Origin of the sequence: Myxococcus sp. AS-1-15 (assembly GCF_020037055.1) — a bacterium.
GTDB classification, from domain to species: Bacteria; Myxococcota; Myxococcia; order Myxococcales; family Myxococcaceae; genus Myxococcus; species Myxococcus fulvus.
The window spans coordinates 86492-106680 of the sequence record NZ_JAIQDF010000002.1 but is presented as its reverse complement, the minus strand read 5'-3'; the positions used below and the strand labels follow the sequence as shown (position 1 = coordinate 106680).

At 69.5% G+C, this 20189-nt stretch carries 16 protein-coding genes; 6 read left to right on the top strand and 10 right to left on the bottom strand.

The features are described from left to right. Positions 1 to 28: 28 nt before the first annotated feature. Positions 29 to 394, bottom strand: a complete 366-nt coding sequence (locus K8625_RS06005; RefSeq protein ID WP_223751950.1) for a helix-turn-helix transcriptional regulator — start codon at positions 392 to 394, stop codon at positions 29 to 31. 500 nt (positions 395 to 894) lie between these two features. Between K8625_RS06005 and K8625_RS06000 the strand changes: the two genes are divergently transcribed. Both K8625_RS06000 and K8625_RS05995 read left to right on the top strand, forming a co-directional pair. Continuing rightward, positions 895 to 2547 (top strand): methyl-accepting chemotaxis protein, encoded by a 1653-nt coding sequence (locus tag K8625_RS06000; RefSeq protein ID WP_223782122.1) that lies wholly within the window; start codon positions 895 to 897, stop codon positions 2545 to 2547. A gap of 100 nt (positions 2548 to 2647) precedes the next feature. Further along, on the top strand, positions 2648 to 3247 hold the full coding sequence (locus K8625_RS05995; protein ID WP_223751952.1) for a DUF2378 family protein: 600 nt from the start codon (positions 2648 to 2650) through the stop codon (positions 3245 to 3247). Here K8625_RS05995 and K8625_RS05990 read toward each other — a convergent pair. From K8625_RS05990 to K8625_RS05975, 4 genes are all read right to left on the bottom strand, one after another. Further along, the gene (locus K8625_RS05990) at positions 3195 to 4628 is read right to left on the bottom strand and encodes a HAMP domain-containing sensor histidine kinase (RefSeq protein WP_223782121.1); all 1434 of its coding nucleotides are present in this window, start codon (positions 4626 to 4628) and stop codon (positions 3195 to 3197) included. The two genes, K8625_RS05995 and K8625_RS05990, sit on opposite strands and share 53 nt — an antisense overlap. Further along, positions 4625 to 5353: a response regulator transcription factor gene (locus K8625_RS05985; protein ID WP_141327998.1), complete on the bottom strand. Its 729-nt coding sequence runs from the start codon at positions 5351 to 5353 to the stop codon at positions 4625 to 4627. Before K8625_RS05985 ends, K8625_RS05990 begins: the two co-directional genes overlap by 4 nt. Before the next feature lie 270 nt (positions 5354 to 5623). Beyond that, the gene (locus tag K8625_RS05980) at positions 5624 to 7126 is read right to left on the bottom strand and encodes a ricin-type beta-trefoil lectin domain protein (protein ID WP_223782120.1); all 1503 of its coding nucleotides are present in this window, start codon (positions 7124 to 7126) and stop codon (positions 5624 to 5626) included. Positions 7127 to 7657: 531 nt separating this feature from the next. After that, positions 7658 to 9178 (bottom strand): long-chain fatty acid--CoA ligase, encoded by a 1521-nt coding sequence (locus K8625_RS05975; RefSeq protein WP_223782119.1) that lies wholly within the window; start codon positions 9176 to 9178, stop codon positions 7658 to 7660. Between the two features lie 264 nt (positions 9179 to 9442). Here K8625_RS05975 and K8625_RS05970 point away from each other — a divergent pair, with 264 nt between their 5' ends. From K8625_RS05970 to K8625_RS05960, 3 genes are all read left to right on the top strand, one after another. Next, positions 9443 to 10675 carry an AAA family ATPase gene (locus K8625_RS05970; RefSeq protein ID WP_223782118.1) on the top strand — a complete coding sequence of 411 codons (1233 nt, stop codon included), beginning with the start codon at positions 9443 to 9445 and terminating at the stop codon, positions 10673 to 10675. Next, on the top strand, positions 10675 to 11271 hold the full coding sequence (locus K8625_RS05965) for a DUF4276 family protein (RefSeq protein ID WP_141328006.1): 597 nt from the start codon (positions 10675 to 10677) through the stop codon (positions 11269 to 11271). Before K8625_RS05970 ends, K8625_RS05965 begins: the two co-directional genes overlap by 1 nt. 143 nt (positions 11272 to 11414) lie before the next feature. Continuing rightward, complete coding sequence (locus K8625_RS05960) at positions 11415 to 12032, top strand: serine/threonine-protein kinase (protein WP_223782117.1); 618 nt, start codon at positions 11415 to 11417, stop codon at positions 12030 to 12032. Positions 12033 to 12140: 108 nt separating this feature from the next. Here the strand turns inward: K8625_RS05960 and K8625_RS05955 are convergent, their stop codons facing one another. Further along, positions 12141 to 13178, bottom strand: a complete 1038-nt coding sequence (locus K8625_RS05955; protein WP_223782116.1) for a medium chain dehydrogenase/reductase family protein — start codon at positions 13176 to 13178, stop codon at positions 12141 to 12143. A gap of 156 nt (positions 13179 to 13334) precedes the next feature. Between K8625_RS05955 and K8625_RS05950 the strand changes: the two genes are divergently transcribed. After that, complete coding sequence (locus K8625_RS05950) at positions 13335 to 14354, top strand: lipase (RefSeq protein WP_223751959.1); 1020 nt, start codon at positions 13335 to 13337, stop codon at positions 14352 to 14354. Between the two features lie 520 nt (positions 14355 to 14874). On the opposite strand, the gene K8625_RS05945 is transcribed toward K8625_RS05950, so the two are convergent. The 4 genes from K8625_RS05945 to K8625_RS05930 all read right to left on the bottom strand — a co-directional run bounded on the left by K8625_RS05945 (position 14875) and on the right by K8625_RS05930 (position 20188). Then, positions 14875 to 16056, bottom strand: coding sequence for an alpha/beta fold hydrolase (locus K8625_RS05945; protein ID WP_223782115.1), 1182 nt, complete (start codon positions 16054 to 16056; stop codon positions 14875 to 14877). Positions 16057 to 16058: 2 nt separating this feature from the next. Then, positions 16059 to 17717, bottom strand: a complete 1659-nt coding sequence (locus K8625_RS05940) for a hypothetical protein (protein ID WP_223782114.1) — start codon at positions 17715 to 17717, stop codon at positions 16059 to 16061. A gap of 190 nt (positions 17718 to 17907) precedes the next feature. Beyond that, positions 17908 to 18510, bottom strand: a complete 603-nt coding sequence (locus K8625_RS05935) for a hypothetical protein (protein WP_223751962.1) — start codon at positions 18508 to 18510, stop codon at positions 17908 to 17910. Positions 18511 to 18634: 124 nt separating this feature from the next. Next, on the bottom strand, positions 18635 to 20188 hold the full coding sequence (locus tag K8625_RS05930; RefSeq protein WP_223782113.1) for a long-chain fatty acid--CoA ligase: 1554 nt from the start codon (positions 20186 to 20188) through the stop codon (positions 18635 to 18637). Position 20189 lies beyond the last annotated feature (1 nt).

Below are 20189 nucleotides of genomic sequence, written 5' to 3'. Positions count from 1 at the left end.
CGCCCTTCACTGCTTCGGGCGGGGCGCTTCAGCGCCGGCCCAGGGCGTTGGCCACCAGCCCCAGGAGCTTCACGTGGGGGGCCTCGAGCTGACGCACGGTGCGAAGCAGGCGGCGCACCTCGGGCCGCTCGGGTGGGGACGACGACGACTCGCTGACGCGCGAGGGCTGCACGCCCTGCGACGCGAGCCCCAACAGCTCGTCCGCGGAGACATGCAGCTCGTGACACAGCTTCAGCAGCGTCTGCACGCTGGGAAGCATGCCGCCGCGCTCCAGTCGCCCATACACCTCCGTGGCCACGTCGATGCGCTCGGCCACGTCAGCCTGGGTGAGCTCCAGCCGGGACCGCGCGGCTCTTGCTCCCGCTCCGATGGTGGTTGCCAGTTTCTTGTCCATGCCTTACCGACCCGAAACGTTTGGCCGCTGGCATAGGACGTATAGAGGCAGACAGACAGAACTTGTCGGGTCAGCCTCAGGTTGTTCACCCAGCGGGTCACCGCTGTAGAGGGAGACTTTCGGGGTTCCGAGTACCTCGCTACCCGCCCCTTTCTCTCGACGGAAGAGCTGTCTTCCACGCTCAACCCGGCACCCCGAAGTCGGGGGGAGAGCCCCTGGGAGGGGACGACCTGAGACGTCGGGCGTCGATTTTCCTACGGTGCCTGGGAGTCCTGCCGCCAGGGCCACCCCGCAAGGTTGTATCCCCTGTCGGACGCGTCGCCCCGTCATCGCCCGCGTGTGGCGGCGGACCGGGGCAGGCAGGCGGGCCGCGACGCTCGCCCTGCCACACACGGCGTGCGCCGGGGACGATGAGACCTGGGACCACCGGTGGCAATCGACGGGGGGACGACCGTGGGAGTCGCGCGCGCCGAGGGCGGGAGGACTAGTCTTGCGCGCCGATGGCGCTCGGACGGCGCAACCTGCTGGTGAAGCTCTGTGTGGCGATGGGCGTGGTCGCCCTGCCGCTGCTCGTCGCCATCCTGGGCTACGTGTTGCCCCAGCTGCGCGCGCAGCTGCACGCGGACCGGGTGCGCGGCCTGCGGCAGGCGGTGGAGACGGCGTACGGAATCCTCCGGGTGTACGAGGCGCGCGAGCGCGAGGGCACGCTGACGCGCGACGAGGCCCAGCGGCAGGCGTCCGTGCTGCTGTCGACGCTGCGCTACTCGCAGGTGGAGTACTTCTGGGTCAACGACCTGGACACGCGGCTGGTCATGCACCCGCACCTGCCGAAGATGGTGGGGCAGGACATGAAGGGCTACCGCGACGTGCGCGGGCGGGCGGTGTTCTCGGACATCGTCGCGCTGGTGCGCGCGCGGGGCGAGGGCGCGCTGGGCTACGAGGCGACGCGGCCGGGCTCGCCGGACCCCATCCCGAAGGAGAGCTATGTGAAGCTCTTCGAGCCGTGGGGCTGGGTGCTGGGCACGGGCGTGTACGTGGAGGACATCGACCGGGAGGTGGCGGCGGTGCGCCAGCGCATCCTCATCGCCGTGGGCGGGGCGCTGGTGCTGGCGGCGCTGGCGGGGGTGTACGTCTCGCGGCGCGTGGTGAGGCCCGTGCGCGCGCTCGCGCTGGCGGCGCACCAGGTGGCGCGCGGAGACCTGTCCGTGCGCGTGGAGGCGCGGACGGAGGACGAGGTGGGCCAGCTCACCGGCGCGTTCAACACCATGGTGACGGGGCTGGGCGAGGTGGTGGGCGCGCTGACGCGGGCGGCGGGTGACACGGCGGCGGACGCGGAGCGCATCCGTGTCTCGGCGGACGGGCTGTCGCGCACGACGCGCGAGCAGGCGGAGTCCCTGGAGCGCGCGGCCAGCGCCGTCCAGGAGATGAGCCGTCATGTCTCGCTGGGCGCGGCGGACGCGCGGGTGGCGGCGCGCTCGGCGTCGAGCCACGGGCAGGTGGCGCGCGAGGGCGGCGCCGCGGTGGACCAGGCGTCGCGGAAGATGGTGGAGATTGTCGACGTGGTGGAGCGCTCGGCGCGCACGGTGGAGGAGCTGCAGGCCTCCGGCCGCGCGACGTCGCGGATGCTCCAGCTCATCCAGGCGGTGGCGGACGAGACGCGCATGCTCGCGGTGAACACCGCCATCGAGGCGGTGCGCGCGGGCCAGCACGGCAAGGGCTTCTCGGTGGTCGCCGGCGAGGTGCGCAAGCTGGCGGAGCGCACGCACGAGGCGGCGGACCAGGTGCAGGTGCTCCTGACGAAGCACGAGGCGGACACCACCGCGGCGGTGGAGCTGATGCGCCGGGGCACGTCGAAGGTGGACGAGGGCATGGGCCTGTCGTCCGCCGCGGCGCAGGCGCTGGCGCGGCTGTTGTCCGGCGTGAAGGAGCTGGGCGAGCGCGTGGAGGCGCTGGCGGAGCAGAACGCGCGTCAGTCCTCCTCCGGTGAGGCCATCGCCGAGCGCATCCAGGCGCTGTCGGAGCGCTCGGCCGAGTCCGTGTCGGGGGTGGAGCGCATCGCCCGCTCGGTGGAGGACCTGCGGGCCCGGGCGGGACGGCTCCAGGAGCTGGCCTCCCGCTTCACCCTGGGCGGGCCCCCGGGCTCCGGGCGTTAACCTTTCTTCACACCCGCGCAACGCCCGGGACAGCCGGGCCGGGCAGTCTGCTGCTCCAACCTGGATGGACGTCCTTCATCCCCACATGGAGGTAGCAGACATGGCGCTGGCATTGACGCGGGCCCCCGGGCGCGAGCCCGTGGTGTTCGGATATGCGCTGGAGACGCTGCTGTCGGCGGCGGCCCCGTTGACGGAGCTCACGCAGAAGGCGCTGGAGCGGCAGGGCATCTTCGCGCTGCGGCCCCTGCACACGGCCTACCCCTGCGCGGTGTGGCCGCAGAGCATCCAGTTGCTGGCCGCCACCACCCTGCCCCACCTGGAGCGCGAGGAGGCCGAGTACGAGCTGGGCCTGCGCTTCGGGCAGGCGTTCATCCAGGCGCGGCTGGGCACGGCGCTGCAGGACTTCGCCCAGGTAGTGGGCCCGGAGAAGATGTTGCTGCGGCTCGCGCGCTCGCTGCGCTCCATCAACAACTTCCTCGACGCCTCGGTGACGCCGACGGGCGACGACGGGGGCTGGGAGCTGAGCCTGTACCCGGTGCGGGAGTTCCTCGACCACCCCCGCCGCCGGGCGGATCCGCCGCACTTCATGCGGGGCCTGCTCACGTTCGCCTTCCAGCACAGCGGCGCGCCCACGGCCCGGGTGACGCTCACGCGCCACGACGATGCCCGGGCGGTGACGACGTTTCACGTCGGCCTGTAGTCAGCTCCGACGGAGGCAGGGGCAACAGGATGCGCGCCGTGGTGCCCACGCCCGGCTGGCTCTCCAGCGTCAGCGTGCCGCCGTGTGCATCGACGATGCGTCGGGCCAGCGCCAGGCCCATGCCGATGCCTCCGGTGCGCCGGGCGCGGCTGCGGTCCGTGCGGAAGAAGGGGGTGCCCACGCGCAGCAGGTCCTCCGACTCGATGCCGATGCCCTCGTCCGCCACCTCCAGCGAGAGCGTGTCCGGCGTCCCGGCGGCCTGGGCTCGCAGCCGCACCGGGCTCTTCGGCTCCGAGTACTTGCCCGCGTTGTCGAGCAGGTTGTCCAGCGCGCGGCGCAGCAGCACCGGGTCCACCTCCACGGGCGGCAGCGAGCCCTCCACGCTCACCTCCAGCACCCGGCCCGGCCGCGCGGTGCGGAAGCGCGAGGCGGCCTTGTCCACCAGGCTCTGGACCTCCACCTGCTCCTGGCGCAGCGGCGGCGCGCCCACGCCCGCGTTCCCCGTGGCCAGGTCCAGCCGCGCCGCGGTGAGCACGTCATCCACCAGCTGCTCCAGCTCGGCCAGGTCACTGGTGATGTCGGAGAGCATCTCGCGCGCGGTCTCCGCGTTGCCCTCCTCCGCCAGGTCCAGGGCCACGCGGATGCGCGCCAGCGGCGTGCGCAGCTCGTGCGACACGTTGGCCAGCAGCTCCTTCTGCGAGCGCAAGAGGTGGGTGAGCCGACAGGCCATCTCGTCGAAGGCCTCCGCCACCTGCCCCAGCTCATCGCGACGCCGGATGCCGGTGCGCGTGTCCAGCTTCCCCTCGCCCAGCGCGCGCGCCACCTCGGCGAGCCGCTGGAGCGGACGGGCCAGCGTGCGCGCGAAGGCCAGCGAGGTGATGGCCGTGGACAGCAGCACCGCGCACACCACCAGCGCGGTGTTCCCGGGCGGCGGCTCGGGGGGCCGGGTGATGATGGTGGCGTATGCCTCCAGCGGCCCCTCCTCCGGAATCGGCAGCGTGAGCGAGTGAGGCGGACGGCCGCGCGACAGCCGCTCGCCGTGCAGGGTCAGCTCGTCCAGCTCCACGGGGGTGAGCTCGGGCGAGGGCGCGGAGGTGTTGGTGGCGATGAGCCGACCGGACGCGTCTCGCAGCGTCACCTTCGCCTCGAGCAGCCGCGCGGCGCGGTCCAGCGAGGCCTGGAGCGCCACCGGGTCTCCGAGCAGCTCCTCCCACTCGCGGATGTTGTACGCGGCGTGACGGATGAAGCCGTGCCGCAGCGGCTTGTCGACGACGAACGAGCGCGCCGCGAACAGCGTGGCGACGACGAGCACGAGCTGGGCGATTCCCACCAGGTAGATGCGGAACAGCAGGCGGCCGGGAGTGCGCGGACGACGACTCACGACTCCTCTCCGGTCGCGAGCATGTAGCCGGCGCCGCGCACCGTCTTCAGCAACAGGGGGTTGCGAGGGTCCACCTCCAGCTTCTGGCGCAGGCGGAAGATGTGCACGTCCACCGAGCGGTCGAACACCTCGTCCGCGCTGCCCTTCACCAGATCCAGCAGCTGCTCGCGGCTGAGCACGCGGCCGGCGCGCTCGGCCAGCACGCGCAGCAGGCTGAACTCGTAGGTGGTGAGGTGCAGCGCGCGGCCGTCGAGCGTGGCGCGCAGGCTGCGCGGGTCCATCATCAACCGTCCGGCCTGCACGGGCTGGGAGGAAGGCCCCGCCTTGCCCCGGGCGCGGCGCACCTGGGCGCGGATGCGGGCGAGCAGCTCCCGCGAGGAGTAGGGCTTGGCCAGGTAGTCGTCCGCGCCCGTCTCCAGGCCGAGCACGCGGTCGGCCTCCTCGCCGCGCGCGGTGACCATGATGATGGGGACGTCGGTGCGGCCTCGCAAATCCCGGCACACCTCCAGGCCATCGCGGCCGGGGAGCATCAGGTCCAGGAGGATGACGTCGAACACGTGGCGGTTGGACTCGACGAGCGCGTCGGAGCCGCTGTGCGCCAGCGTCACCACGAGGCCGTGCTCCTGCAGGTAGCGGGCGGTGAGCCGCGCCAGCCGCTCGTCATCCTCGACGAGCAGGACCTGGATGGTGCCCTCCTCCAGCGAGGGACGGCTGAGCTGTTCCATGGGTTCCAAGCCTCCTGCCTTTCCGCGGACCTTCCCACCGGGAGGGTAACAGCGGAGCGGTGGCCCGGGAGCAGGCGGGAGGAGTCTGTCGCCGCTCGCCGGGCCCCGGCCGGGTCCAGCGAGGGCAGTCGAGCTCCCGGGCCACGCTTCGAACGGTGGCACCGGGATGTGTCCGGGGTGCGTCCCCCGGATGACGATTTGTTACAAGACGACTCCGCCCGCCCAGGAGCCGGACGGGCATCCGCCGCCCCGTCCAGCCCGGCGCACAGGTCAGCGCAGGTACCACTTCTGGTTCGCGGTGCCGGCGCACTCCCAGATTTGCAGCCGCGTGCCGTTGTTGGTGTTCCACTCCGACACGTCCACGCACTTGTTGGCCTGCGGGTTGACCAGGTCCCCGGCGCCGCTCAAGACGAACTGCTGCGCGGGGTTGCCCGTGCAGTCGTGGAGCTGGATGAGCGCGCCGTTGGCCGTGGAGCCCCACGTCACGTCCATGCACTTGCCGAAGGCGCGCAGCGTCCCGTCGCCGTGGAAGGTCCACTTCTGCGCGTTGGAGCCGTTGCAGTCCCACAGCTGGATGGCCGTGCCGTTGGCCGTGTTGGAGTGGTCCACGTCGATGCACTTGCCCGCGAGCCCGACGATTTCACGGCCCCCGCCGCCGTTGGTGGTGAGCGACAGGCCGTAGACGGAGAGGATCTCGTTCACCGGCTGGAAGTACGTGGTGCCGCCGGTGGAGCAGTCGCCCGAGCCGCCCGACGTCACGCCCTGCGCCTGGTTGCCGGAGATGAACGAGCCGCCCGAGTCACCGCCCGCCGCGCACGCGTTGCTGCGCGTGAGTCCGTACACGGGGCCGACGTCGTAGTTGACGGTGACGTTCTTCGCCTGGATGACGCCGCAGCGCCAGCCGGTGGTGGAGCCGGAGCGACACACGGACGCGTTGATGCCCGCCTCCGCGGAGCCCGCGACGATGACATTGCCGCCCGCGTAGTTGTAGACCCACGGCTGCGAGGCCCAGTTGCCGTTGACCTGCACCCAGGCGTAGTCGTTGTTCGGGAAGGAGGAGCCGCGCACCGTGCCCTGGCCCGCGCCGTTGTGGCCCTGGGTGGAGGAGTTCACCCCGCCGCAGTGGCCCGCGGTGACGAAGCCTCCGGCCACGGGGAAGCCGATGGAGCAGCGCGTGTTGCCGTTGATGTAATACGCGTCACCGCCGCGCAGGTCGTAGAAGGGGCGGGGCTTCTCCTGGGAGATGACCACACGCACGGCGCTGTCGGCCGCGCCGCTCTCCGCGACGAAGCGCTCCGCGTTCACCACCGCCGCGTCCCGGGCGAGCACCACCACGCTGTTGGTGGGCAGGTCCACGTACCAGCCATGGATGTCCTTGCTGGCCACGTCGGCGCCCCGGTCCAGCGCCTCCTTGAGCGCGTCCAGCTCCCTCTCCGTGCGCGTCACCCAGCGAGGCTCCGCGCCCGCGCGCCGCGCCGCCTGCTCTCCCGCGGCGGTGGTGACGCCGACGACGAGCCGGTCTCCCGCCTCGTTCAGCCACGCGCCGCCGAAGGACGCACCCAGCTCGCTCCTCAGCGTCTGCTCCGCGCGCGCCGTGAGCGCCTCCGTCTCCAGTCGTTGACGTGCCTGCTCGGCGGTGAGCCCCAGGTCCCGCTGCATCGCGGTGAGCACCTCGGGAGAGACGTCCTCGCTCGCGGCGAGCGCGGCGCCAGGGAGGGTCAGGGTGGTGAACAACGCCGTCGCGGTCCGGAGCGCATGCAGTCTTCGGTTCATCGGGGGCTTCCTTTCTGAACGGGGGACCGGCGCACGCGGACACCAGCGTCCACGACGCCTCGCGGACCATCGGAAGCGGGATTTGTGACCCGAGTCAATCAATTCAAGTATTCACAGAAAATCACGACACTTTTGACGGACGAAGAATAAAGTCCCGGACACCACGCAGGTTGGACGGAACTGCCGAGCGGCCATGTTTCTCCACTCAGTGGAATAATTCAGAGGGTCGGCGCCCCGTTGAGACGTCTGCCCACACATCCAGCGCGCGACTCGGGAGCAGGCCCGCGGTCCGGATGCATCGGGCAAAACGCGTCATGGAGTGGGCGCCCGCACGAAGCGGGCGCAGGACGCGTCAGACGATGGGTGCTCGCCCGAGACGGAGGCAAGACGCGTCAGAGGTCGGGCGCCTGCACGAGGCGGAGGCAGGACGCGTCAGACGATGGGTGCTCGCACGAGGCGGAGGCAAGACGCGTCAGACGATGGGTGCTCGCCCGAGACGGAGGCAAGACGCGTCAGACGATGGGCGCTCGCTCAGGGCTGACCATGCGAGGCGGACAGCGCGCGACGGTCCACCTTGCCAGCGGAGGTGCGCGGCAGCGCATCGACGAAGCGCACGGAGCGCGGTGTCTTGTAGCGCGCCAGTCGTCCCTCGCAGAACGACAGCAGGGACTCGGCGGTGGGTGTCGTCCCGGCGCGAGGCACGACGAGCGCGCGCGGTGTCTCGCCCCACTTCGCGTCAGGCACGCCAATGACGGCGACCTCGGCGACGTCGGGGTGTCCGGCGAGCACGCTCTCCACCTCGGCGGGGTAGATGTTCTCGCCGCCGGAGATGATGAGGTCCTTGTGGCGGCCGACGATTCTGAAGCAGCCCTCCGCGTCGCGCAGGGCCAGGTCGCCGGTGTGCAGCCAGCCATCGACGATGGTGCGCGCGGTCTCCTCGGGACGCCGCCAGTAACCGGCGCACACGTGAGGCCCGCGCAGCAGCAACTCTCCCACGTCCCCGGGCTGACGCTCGCCGTCGATGCGGGCCTCCACCTGGAACAGCGGCACGCCGACGAAGCCCGGCTTGCGGCGCACGTCCGCGGGCGGGAGCCAGAAGTTGTTGGGCCCCGCCTCCGTGAGGCCATAGCCCGTCTTGAAGGCCACGCCCTTGGCGAAGAAGCGCTCGAACACGGGCGGCGGACACGGCGCGCCGCCGCTGACGACGAGCTTGAGGCGGGAGAAGTCCATCGCCTCGAAGCGCGCGTGACGCTGCAGCTCGATGAACATGGTGGGCACGCCGAAGAAGAGGCTCACCTCGCGGCGCTCGATGAGGTCGAACACCTGCTCCACCTCGAAGCCCTTGCACACCACGGACGCGCCGCCCACGTACACCAGGGGCAGCGTGAAGACATTGAGTCCTCCCGTGTGGAACAGCGGCGCGTTGAGCACGGCCACGTCGTCGGACGTGAGCCCCCAGCTCACCACCGTGTTGACGGCGTTCGCGGCGATGGAGCCATGGGTGAGCACCGCGGCCTTGGGCACACCGGTGCTGCCGCCCGTGTAGCAGAGCACCCACGGCGCCTCGGCCTCCAACTCCAGCGAGGGCAGCGGAGACTCGGGGGCCGCGTCCCGCTCGGGAACGAAGTGCCGCTCGTCCGCGCCCGGCGCGTCGAAGGTGAGCCAGTGGCGCACGAAGGGCGCATCCTCGCGCACGGCGAGGGCCTGGGCCCGCAGCTCCGAGCCATACACGAGCACTGCCGGCTCCCCGTCGATGAGGATGCCAGAGAGCTCCGGCGCGCTGAGACGCCAGTTGAGCGGCTGGAGGATGGCGCCCAGCTTCGCGCAGGCGAAGAGCAGGTCCAGCGTCTCGACGCGGTTGTGGGCGAGCACCGCGACGCGCTCGCCTCTCCGGACACCGAGCACGTGGTGCAGGTACGCAGCGGTGCGCGAGGCACGGGCGTCCCACTCACGATACGAGGTGCGACGTCCGCCCTGGGTGGCGTCGACGAGGGCGAGGTGGTCGGGGTCCAGGGCCGCGCGTCGGGCCAGCCAGTCATGGACGATGGGCATGGGCGCACGGTAGCCGAGCGCCGCCAGTTCCGCGCAGCCGACGCGAGTGAGCGTCCCTTGGGACTTGCCGTTCCCCCATTGCGGAGCAGCATGATGACCTCGGCGCACCCTTGGATTCCAGTTTTCGGGCTGCGATCGCGGGCCCCTCACGCACCGCATTGAAGCATCTCTTTTGACTGCTTCCGCTCGATACCGTCAGATGCCCTGCCCTGCAGACCGACAGGGAACGTCCAGCCTCAGCGTGCCATGAACGGAGAAGTCCTGATGTCATCCCCCCAGAGTTCCTGGCAGACCTCCTTCCACCTCCCAGGAAGTCGCACCCCATTTCTGACCCGAGTTCGGCTGCGCAACTACCGCAGCATCGAAGTGTGCGACGTCAACCTGGGACCGTTGACGTTCCTCGTCGGTCCAAACGGCTCTGGCAAGAGCAACTTCCTCGATGCACTTCGCCTCATCACGGACGCACTCCGGACGTCTCTGGACCATGCGCTCAGAGACCGAGGAGGAGTACAGGAGGTGCGACGCCGGTCGAGTGGCCACCCCACCCACTTTGGCATTCACATCGACTTTCAGCTTCCCAGTGGAGAGACGGGTTACCTTTCGTTCAGAGTCGGCGCGCGCTCACACGGCGATTATGTCGTTCAGCGCGAAGAATGCGCGGTAGGAGACACGCGCTATCGGGTGAAGGAGGGCGACGTCGTGCAGAAGCCCGCCCAAGTCGCACCACCAGCATCTGCGGACCGACTCTACCTGGTCAACGCAGCAGGACTCCCTGAGTTCCGTCCCGTCTTCGACATGTTGTCGAACATGGGATTCTACAACTTGAACCCGGACCAACTCCGGGCACTGCAGCCACCCGACAAGGGTGAATTGCTGGCCCGGGACGGCTTCAACCTTTCTAGTGTTCTCGAGCGCCTCGAGAAGCAGAACAATGGAACCACGAAGCAGCGCATCGAGGAGTATCTCGGCCGCATCGTCCCGTCGCTCCAAGGAGTCGACCCCAAACGAGTGGGACACATGGAGACGCTTGAGTTCCGTCAGAGCGTCGAGGGCGCCAAGGAACCTTTGCGCTTTCCCGCCATCAACATGTCCGACGGCACGCTGCGTGCGTTAGGCATCCTTGTTGCCCTCTTCCAAACTCGGACCGAGCATCGCATTCCCGTCGTAGGTATCGAGGAGCCGGAGAGTGCTCTTCACCCCGCCGCAGCCGGTATCCTGCGGGATGCGCTTCGCGATGGGTCGCAGCATGCACAAGTCATCGTGACCAGCCACAGCCCTGAGTTGCTGGATGACCCCAGTATCGTCCCGGAGGAACTCGTCTCTGTCGTCGCCAGCCAGGGCAAGACGAAGATCGCCCGAGTGGACGAGGCGACCCGCTCCGTCCTGCGCGACAAGCTGTACACCGCAGGAGAGCTCTTGAAGGCCAACCAGTTGGTTCCTGACCTGGATGCCGTCCCCGAAGCCAAGCAGATGCAGCTCTGGGAGCGGGACCTCTGATGAAGCTCGGTCTCATCGTTGAAGGGCATGGTGAAGTCCAGGCCCTGCCGCTTCTCATCCGTCGAATCCTTCAACACTTGGCGCCCTCGGTTCAGGCGCAGATTCTGCCCCCCTATCGGGTCTCCCGAGGACAACTCGTCAAGGAGCTCGAACTGCAACGCGCCATCGAACTCATGGCTCGCAGGGTCGGGGATGGTGGGCGACTGCTCGTACTGCTCGACTCCGACGACGACAAACCCTGTGTCCTGGGCCCTAGGCTCCTGGACTGGGCCCAGAAACAACGAGCGGACCGGTCCATCTCCGTGGTCGTAGCGCATCGGGAGTATGAGGCCTGGTTCATCGCGGCAGCTGAGTCACTCCAGGGCAAGCGAGGACTGCCTGCGAGCCTCCAGGCTCCTCCAGAGCCCGAAAAGATACGCAACTGCAAAGGGTGGCTGAGTGAGCGGATGGGCGAGGGCTATAGCGAAACGCTGGACCAGCCAGCCTTCACCAGTGTCTTTGATTTGACAATGGCACGAAGGGCGGATTCCTTCGACAAGCTGTTCCGCGACGTTGGCCGGATCTTCGACGTGGCCGTTCCACCACGAACGCCGTAAACCGCATGCACCGCCTCCAAACGGTGGCGCATCCAGCCAGCCCAGCGCAGCCCCCGGCGCGGCGCCTCAACCCCTCCGCGAACAGCCCCCCGTGCAGCACGAAGTGACGAAGCCGCGCTGACCCGACTCACCCGACATCTACCTTGACGCTCACCGCATTCACGCGCATGGGCGGCACGGGCGTCATCCAATTCGCCCGGTACGAACTGCTGGAGCGACCAGGCAGCGGAGGGATGGCGGAGGTCTACAGGGCCCGCTACCCCGCCGCGTCCGGCGTTTCCAAGTTCGTGGCCATCAAGCGCGTGCTGAGCCATTTCGGCGCGAATCCGGCCTTCACGGAGATGTTCCTCGTCGAGGCCCGCCTCTGCGTGGGCCTGAGCCACGGCAACGTCGTGCAAGTGTTCGGCTTCGGCCAAGCGGAGGACGCGTACTTCCTGGCCGTGGAGTGGGTGGACGGACAGTCCCTGCCCCAGGTGCTCGAGCGCTCCAAGGAAAAGGGCATGTCCTTGCTCCCGGCCCCCATCGCCATCGAGCTGTGCTGCGGGCTTCACTACGCGCACGCGCTGCGCGACGAGCCGCTCGGCTTGGTGCACCGCGACGTCTCTTCGGACAACATCCTGATCAGCTATGAAGGGAAGACGAAGCTCTCCGACTTCGGCATCGCCAAGGCGCGGATGGCCGGCCGGGTGCATACCGAGGCGGGCGTGGTGAAGGCCAGTTCCAGCACTTCTCCCCCGAGCAGGACCGGGGCGAGGCGGTAGATGCGGGCTCGGATGTCCATGCCGTGGGCGTGGTGCTCCTCCAGATGCTGTGCAGGCAGCGGCCCACCTCGGGGACCGAGCTGGGCACCGGCGACTGAAGCCCACCGCTCACGGCACCAGCACCAGCTTGCCCACCGTCGTGCCGGACTCCAGCGCCTGGTGCGCCTGGGCCACGTCATCCAGCTTGAAGGTCGTCACCTTCGGCGACACCACCTTCCCCTCCTCCACCCACGCGAGCAGCCGCGCCATGCTGTCCTCCAGCACGAGGCGCTGCTCGAACAGGTACGACAGGTTGAACGCGAGCACGCTCGTGTTGTCGTTCGTCAGCGTCAGCGGGTCGAAGCGCGGCGTGCGCAGCCAATCCCACGCGAGCTTCGCGTAGTTCGGCTTGCCGCCCGTGCGCGGCAGCATCGAGTGGAACCCGTAGATGACCAGCTTCCCCGGCGACGCCAGGTGCCGGTAGCTGTCCTTCAGCGTCGACGGCCCGTTCGCGTCCAGCACCACCTCGTAGCCCTTGGGTGACGCCGCCTCCGCGGCCTTCCACAAATCCTCACGGCTCTTGTCGATGACCACGTCCGCGCCCAGCGCCCTCGCCGCCTCCACCTTGTGCGTGCCGCCCACCACGCCCACCATCCGGCACCCGGCGATGCGCCCCAGCTGCAACAACGCGCTGCCCACCCCGCCCGCCGCCGAGTGCACCAGCACATTCATTCCCGGCCTCGGGTGCGCCAGCTCGAACAGCGCGTAGTACGCCGTCAGGAACACCGCGGGAAACCCCGCCGCCTGCTCCATCGTCAGCTTCGACGGCAGCGAGAACACCTGGTGCCGGGGCACCACCACGTGCGTGGCGTACCCGCCGAACCGCGTCACGCCGAAGACGCGGTCGCCGGGTGCCAGGTCCGTCACGCCCTCGCCCACCGCGTCCACCGTGCCGGCGAACTCGAAGCCGGGGGTAATCGGCCACCCCACATACTCCTTCGCGGAGGCGTACAGGCCCATGCGGATGACGCAGTCCGCATAGTTCACCCCGATGGCCTGGGTGGCCACCCTCACCTCCCCGCTCCCAGGTGAAACCTGATTCAGGTTTTCGACGCGGAGCTGCTCGTAACCACCGGCCTTCGGGATGACCACCTTGCGTGCGCGCATGTCCCGATGACTATCACGCGACGCAGCGCGACAACGTGCGCGCGCGTCCACTCGGATGACGACGCTCGCGTGAGATGTCTCTACACTGCGTCTCGCGCTCGAAGACATGTCTCGGTCCGAGCGCGTTTGCATCCCCCACAACCGAAGGAGTCCACCATGCGATTGCGGCATTCGCTGTTCCTCATGGCCCCCCTCTTCGTCGGAGCCCTCACCGGCTGCGGCGAGGGGCTCGAGGAGCCCGTCACGCCCGAAGCGCCCATCACCGAGCAGCTCGGCTCCACCGCGTCCGCGGCCTCCACCGCGGGCATCACGCCGCACTTCCAGCAGTGGCTCCTGGCCAACGGCTACAAGGACGACAACTTCGCGCGGTACGAGCTCGCCGGCGGCAGCTACGGCGGCAGGGCCAGCAGCACCGACACCGTGGTGAACACGCCCGTCATCTTCATCCACGGCAACTCCGACAAGGCGGTGGGCACCGGCACCGCGGGCCAGTCGGGGTGGAGCGCGTCGCTCGATTACTTCCTGGCCAATGGCTACAAGACGAGCGAGCTGTACGCGCTGACGTGGGGCCCGGCGGACATCATGCAGACCGCCGTGCAGTACCACTCGAAGCCGAACATCATGCGGGTGCGCCGCTTCATCGAGGCGGTGAAGGCGTACACCGGCGCGTCGAAGGTGGACATCATCTCCCACTCGATGGGCGTGACGCTCGCACGCAAGGCCATCCTCGGCGGCTCCGCGAACGACTCCGCCAACGGGGGCGCGTACAACGTCGGCGCGCCGCTGACGAACTCCGTCGACACGTTCGTCGGCATCGCCGGCGCGAACCTGGGCCTGACGTCCTGCTACCAGACGGGCCCCACCACGCCGACGTGCGGCTCCACCAACGGCCTGTACCCGGGCTACCTGTACTTCGGCGTGGTGTACGGGCGCTCCACGTTCCTGGACAACCTGCGCGCCACGAGCGGCTACGAGGGCGCGTACCGCTACAGCATCTACTCCACGGCCGACGAAATCATCGGCTACGGCGGCATCGTGTACGGCGACTACACCTCGCGCATCCCCGGGCAGCAGGGTGAGAAGGTGTACTCGGCCTATCCCTACGGGCACTACAACTCGAAGGACCTGACCGGCGCGGTGCAGTACAGCATGGTGCGCAACCACGTCGTCCCGTAGCCACACCCCGCTCTCGTCTCCCGGCGCGTCGTCACCTGAGACGTCGCCGGGAGCACGGGCCAGACCCCTCGGGCCCACCTCGTGGGAGTCCCTTGATGTGAGAACCTTGGCGCGCCCGCCGTCGGGAGCGTGAGCCGGCATCCATCCACGCCGTGGGGGAGTGGACGTGAGCTGGCATCCGCCTCGCGAAGGCGCGTGAAGTCCCGGGCGGCCTCATCCAGGTTTCAGGATGAGGCCGCCCCACCCGCTTCCAGCGCGAACGCGGCATCTCGTCGCGGGGGACCTCTTCCCAGTCGGAGGTCACCTCCCCGCTTCGAGCCTTGCCGCGCGCTCACGACCCGGGTCCCCTATGTCCACACCCGGTAGCGCGCCGCTCGTCTTCACCACCTCCGACCTTCCGGCGCTGGCGGCCCTCCCGCCGCGCGTCTCCACGGAGGGCGTCGTCGCATCCTCCGGAGGGCGCCGTGCGCACCCTCGCGCCGAGGCCGGTCAACCTCTCGGCGCGAGGCCGTGCCTCACCTTACGGCCGCAGCCCGTCCGACGGCGCGGGCGCATCGTTCTGCGCGGGCGTCGGCGAAGGCTGCGTCTCCGGCGCGCCGGGCACGGGCGCGGGCTCGCTCGGCTTGGGCGCCTTGTCCTCGGGCTTCGTCCTCTCCACGAACGGCTTCGCCGCCGCGGGGTCCGCCAGGAACGCGAGCACCGCCGCGTTGACCGGCTCCGGGCAGTCCAGCTGCACCGTGTGCCCGCAGCCCTTCATCGGCGCCAGCGCCGCGCCGGGGATGCGGGACGCGCCGTACTCCATGATTTCGCGCGCCTCGCCGCCGTGCAGGAACGGGTTGGGAATCAGCCGGTCATCCGTGCCGTAGACGATGAGCGTGGGCACCGAGACGCGGTGCAGGTTGTCGCGCACGAAGTCGTTGTTCGCCAGGCCCCGCACCGTGCGGACGTTGGCGTACGCGTACGCGTCGAACTCCGGCGACTTCGCCAGCCGCACGCGGTCCTGGATGAGCCATTCCAGCTCCGGCCGCCAGTGCATGAAGTTGCCCTGACGCACGCTGCCCCAGATGCCCGCCTCCGGCGCCGCCTTGATGAAGTCCGAGCTCATCACCCGGCGGAACCACTGCTTCTCCTTCCAGGAGAACTTCTCGAACCCGGCCGGAGACACCAGCACCAGCGCCTCCAGCGCGTCCGGGTAGCGCAGCGCGTACGACAGCGACGTCTGCCCGCCCATGGAGTGCCCCGCGAGGATGGGCTTCTCCACGCCCAGCACCCGCGCCAGCTCCGCCACCGCGTCCGCCATGGCCTCGGTGGTGTACGGGAACGTGGCCGGCTTGTCGGACTTGCCGTACCCCGGCAGGTCCACCGCGACGACGCGGTAGCCCTTCGCGTGGAACACGTCCAGCTGCGCCTGCCAGAACTTCAGATACGAGCCCAGGCCGTGCACGAAGATGACCGTCTTCGCCTCGGGCGAGGGCGCGAGCAGGTCCACGTACGAGACGTGGAGGGGGCTGGCCAGGCCATACCGGGCGGTGACGTCCGGCAGGGCGACGCGGTGCACGGGCCAGGCCTGCTGGGTGCCGGCCGTGGAGTAGTCGAGGTCCTGGAAGGACAGCGCGGACTCGCCAGCATACGAGCGCACGCAACCGGCGGAGGACAGCCCCGCCGCGAGGAGCAACGCGGTGAAAGCGCGGGAGGAGCTCATGGTCAGAACGCGTACCAGGTGAAGGTGGTGAAGGCCGCCCACGGGTCGCTGCGCACGGTGGCCGCGCCGTCGTAGAAGCTGCCGCGGAAGAGGTAGCCGCCGTGGAGGCCCACGGTCATCAGGTAGCGGATGTGGTAGCGCAGCTCCGCGTTGACCTCCGCGCCGATGAACCGGCCGCGCCGCACCTCGGCCACCCAGGGCGTCGGGTCCGCGCCCGAGTTGGCCAGGCCCGTGGCCACCTTGAGGTTGAGCTTGTTGGGCACGATGTCCCACGACGCCGAGGCGATGCCCGCGCGCAGGCCGTAGCCCTGGTTGGAGATGTCCGTCACCGCGCCCGTGTAGTTGTTCACCGTGCTGGTGAACGGGAACAGGATGAGCATCTTGTGGTTGAACCACACCGCGCCCGGCAGGCCGTACTGGTTCAGCGTGAAGGCGCCCGTGTACTTGTCGTCGTTCAGGTTCGAATCACCGGAGGAGAACATGCCCTCCAGCGTGACGACGTCGCCGGGGCCGCGGCCCCACTGGTACATGACCTCCAGGTTGGCGGACACGCCGGAGATGCTCAGCTCGTCGATGGGCGAGTTCTCCGGGTCGTCGCTCTTGTACTTGCCGCCGTTGTACATCACGAAGCCGGAGGCCCCGAGCCGGCCGTTGCGGAAGTCGATGTTGTGGTTGAAGTGCGCGCCCGCCCAGAAGACGGTGCCGGTGGGGCGGTTGATGTTGAAGCGCGCCGTGCCGGTGAAGCCCGGCAGGCCCGTGGACGACGGGCCGCTCTTCACCAGGCCCTCGAAGGCGTACGCGTCACCCTTGGTGTCGTCGTTCAGCGCCCACGCGGACACGCCCACGTTGGTGTTGGGGCGCACCGGGTAGACGTAGTCCGCCATCGCCAGCCAGATGTACTTCAGGCGCGGGTCGTTGCGCGTGGCGCGGTCCGCCTGCGCGCTGCCCAGCGGGAACAAGCTCAGGCGCGCGTTGCCCTTCAGGCCACTGAAGATGGACAGGCCCGTCGCGTCGCTGCCCAGGAAGGCCAGCTTGTAGCCGGTGCGCGTGAGGTCCGACAGCGGCGTGCGCGTCGGGTCATGGGCGCTGTCGTAGACGGGCTGGGTGCCCACCAGCAGCGTGAGCTGGCTGGGGTTGCGCGTCGGGTAGATGGCGACGTTGACGTTCTTGGTCTGGATGTTCACCTGGTCGGCGTTGAAGCCGCCGCCCTCGTTCTGGCCAATGGTGTTGGCCGAGCGCCCCCAGAGGAAGTCCACCTCGAACTGCGCGCGGAAGGACGCCAGCCCGTCGACGAAGAACGGGCTGTACTCGATGACCGGAATCCAGCGCTGCTCGATGAAGTACGCCGAGCGGCTCGGCTCGGTGCTCACCGCGCTGCCCACGCGCGAGCCGATGGGCCCCAGCGCCACGCCACGCAGGCCGGCCGGGTCACCAATCTGGTTCGTCATGGAGACGCGGGTGAAGAAGTAGTTGATGAGGCTGAACTCACGAGGCTCGGCGTCCTCCTCGCGGTTCTTCTCCTCCTGCCATTCGGCGTACAGCCCCGGCACCGGGGTGCTCTGCGCGGCGGCCGGCGTCGCCAGTCCGACGAGGCCCAGCGCCGCGAGCATCCTCGCGTTGCGCCGCAGCGTCTCGCGTGCCTCGAACCCACTTCCCGTCATATCCACCTCGGCCCCGCACGGCGGGGCGCTCCCGGTACACCGGGCTCGGATGTCACCACTGTCGATGACTGTCGATGGCTCAAGTACGGCCAGGCTCCCCGAGGACGCGGGCGAAGAGCACCCGCGTCCGGACCTCCGTCCGGAAGGGAGGGCGGGAGCGCACCCTCCCTCCGGCACGAGGTGAAGCGGGCTAGCGGATGGAGTACGTCTGCACGGCGTTGCCCGTGAAGGGCTGGCCGTTGAGCGTCACGGAGCTGGACGTGCCCACCGCGCCGTTGGCGCAGCGGCTGCCCGTCGCCTGGTTCTTGAAGAACAGCTCCAGCTTGAGCGTCTTCTGGTCCGCGGTGAAGCCGCCGCGGCCCTCCTGCACCAGGCCGCCCGGGAAGGAGAACGTCACGTCGAAGCAGCTCCCGTCGGCCGCCACGTTCTCGATGAGGACGGTGTTGGACGTGAAGGAGAGCGGGTTCTTCGGCGCGTCGTGATTGCAGGCGCCGTCGGCGATGGTGCCCGGGATGCTGTCGACCTTGAAGTTGCCACCGGCCACCGACATGGTGACGCTCTGGTAACACTGGGACGCCGCGCCATAGTCGACATCTTCGCTGAAGCCGTTGGGGTGGCTGGGGATGTTGGCCCCCTCCATGATCATCGACTTGCCCTCGAGGAACGCGAGGATGTTGGCGGAGCTGTCGAGCTTGGGGGCCTGGGGAGTCGGGGTGGGGTCGCCGTCGTCATCTCCGCAGCCGACGAAGCCCAGCGCGCAAACCATGACCGCGGACAGCAGCTTCTTCTTCATGTGGTGCTCCCTTCGTTCCGGCGTCACCGCCGGGGTGTCACGACAGACGACAGGCATGCAGGGCCAACCCCAGACATGCCCGCCCAGACAGTGTTTCAGCGCGGTGCGTCGGAGCCGGTGGGCGTCATCGCCCCTCGGCGTCGGCGGCGATGGCCGCCTCGCGAAGCTCGCGCTTGAGAATCTTCCCCGCCGCGGACACCGGCAGGCGCTCCACCAGCACCACCCGCTTGGGCACCTTGAAGCGCGCCACCTTGCCGCGCAGGTGCTCGAGCAGCGCGTCGCCCGTGCAGTCCGCGCCGGGCTTGAGCACCACGAAGGCGCGCCCCACTTCACCCCACTTCGCGTCCGGCACGCCGATGACCGAGCACTGCTGCACGGCCGCGTGCTCGTACAGCACCGACTCCAGCTCCAGCGGATACACGTTCTCCCCGCCGGAGATGAACATGTCCTTCTTGCGGCCGGCGATGGTGAAGAAGCCGTCCGCGTCCTGGCGCGCGAGGTCGCCGGTGTGGAACCAGCCATCGGCGTCGATGGCCTCGCGCGTGGCGGCCTCGTCCTCGAAGTAGCCCGAGCACATGGAGGGGCCCTTCAGGACCAGCTCGCCCACGTCGCCCGTCGGCACCTCGCGGCCGTCGTCGTCCACCAGCTTCGCGGCGATGAAGTAGTTGGGGCGGCCGATGGAGCCCGCCTTGGACACCGCGAACTCGGGCCCCATGCTGAAGATTCCCGGGCCGAACTCGGTCATCCCGAAGCCCTGCTTGAAGGGCACCGCGTGCACCGCCTGCCACGCCTGGATGAGCGGCACCGGCAGCGCCGCCCCGCCGCTGGTCATGAAGCGCACCGACGAGAAGTCCGTCGTCGCGAAGCGCGGCGAGTCGAGGAGCTGCTGGTACTGCGTGGGCACCGCGAAGAACAGCGACACCTTCTCGCGGGGAATCAGCGCGAGCAGCTCCTCCGGCTCCCAGCGGCGCATGATGACCACGGTGCCGCCCGCGGTGAGCAAAGGCAGCGTGTACACGAGCAGCCCGCCCGTGTGGAACATGGGCGTGTGCGTCACCGTGACGTCGCCGGGGCGCACCTCGTGCACCAGCGTGTTGAGCGTGTTCCACGCCACCATGCGGTAGCTGACGCACGCGCCCTTGGAGCGCCCCGTCGTCCCGCCGGTGAACAGCAGGCACAGCGTGTCCTCCTCGGACACGGCGTCGTTGCGCACGGGCGCGGTGGGACGGTGCGCGAGCACCTGCGCATACGGGGCGGCGCCGGGCAGCCCCTGGGGCTCAAGGGCCACCAGGCGCAGCGAGTCCCCCACGCTCTCGCGCACCTGGGCCACGCCGTCGCGGAAGTCGTCGCCGAAGAGGAGGACGCGCGGGCGGATGGAGCGGACCAGGTCGGTCAGCTCGGCGGCGTGCAGGCGCCAGTTGTAGGGGACGAAGATGGCGCCCAGCTTGCCGCAGGCGAAGAGGGCATCCAGGTACTCGACGCCGTTGTGGGCGACCAGGCCCACGCGGTCCCCGGGCTTCACCCCGGCGACGTCGCGCAGCCAGCCGCCGAGCGCCTCGGCGCGCGCGTTCAGGGCGCGGTAGGTGAAGCGGCCGGCGTCGCCCTTGGCCGTGTCCACCACCGCGACGTGCTCGGGCCAGTACAGGGCGCCCCGCCCCATCCAGTCTCCGATGAACATG

Excerpts from the sequence above, each read along its gene's own strand:
- K8625_RS06005 (WP_223751950.1), bottom strand. The coding sequence starts at position 394 with ATGGACAAGAAACTGGCAACCACCATCGGAGCGGGAGCAAGAGCCGCG.
- K8625_RS06000 (WP_223782122.1), top strand. The coding sequence starts at position 895 with ATGGCGCTCGGACGGCGCAACCTGCTGGTGAAGCTCTGTGTGGCGATG.
- K8625_RS05995 (WP_223751952.1), top strand. The coding sequence starts at position 2,648 with ATGGCGCTGGCATTGACGCGGGCCCCCGGGCGCGAGCCCGTGGTGTTC.
- K8625_RS05985 (WP_141327998.1), bottom strand. The coding sequence starts at position 5,353 with ATGGAACAGCTCAGCCGTCCCTCGCTGGAGGAGGGCACCATCCAGGTC.
- K8625_RS05980 (WP_223782120.1), bottom strand. The coding sequence starts at position 7,126 with ATGAACCGAAGACTGCATGCGCTCCGGACCGCGACGGCGTTGTTCACC.
- K8625_RS05975 (WP_223782119.1), bottom strand. The coding sequence starts at position 9,178 with ATGCCCATCGTCCATGACTGGCTGGCCCGACGCGCGGCCCTGGACCCC.
- K8625_RS05970 (WP_223782118.1), top strand. The coding sequence starts at position 9,443 with ATGTCATCCCCCCAGAGTTCCTGGCAGACCTCCTTCCACCTCCCAGGA.
- K8625_RS05965 (WP_141328006.1), top strand. The coding sequence starts at position 10,675 with ATGAAGCTCGGTCTCATCGTTGAAGGGCATGGTGAAGTCCAGGCCCTG.
- K8625_RS05955 (WP_223782116.1), bottom strand. The coding sequence starts at position 13,178 with ATGCGCGCACGCAAGGTGGTCATCCCGAAGGCCGGTGGTTACGAGCAG.
- K8625_RS05950 (WP_223751959.1), top strand. The coding sequence starts at position 13,335 with ATGCGATTGCGGCATTCGCTGTTCCTCATGGCCCCCCTCTTCGTCGGA.
- K8625_RS05945 (WP_223782115.1), bottom strand. The coding sequence starts at position 16,056 with ATGAGCTCCTCCCGCGCTTTCACCGCGTTGCTCCTCGCGGCGGGGCTG.
- K8625_RS05940 (WP_223782114.1), bottom strand. The coding sequence starts at position 17,717 with ATGACGGGAAGTGGGTTCGAGGCACGCGAGACGCTGCGGCGCAACGCG.
- K8625_RS05935 (WP_223751962.1), bottom strand. The coding sequence starts at position 18,510 with ATGAAGAAGAAGCTGCTGTCCGCGGTCATGGTTTGCGCGCTGGGCTTC.
- K8625_RS05930 (WP_223782113.1), bottom strand. The coding sequence starts at position 20,188 with ATGTTCATCGGAGACTGGATGGGGCGGGGCGCCCTGTACTGGCCCGAG.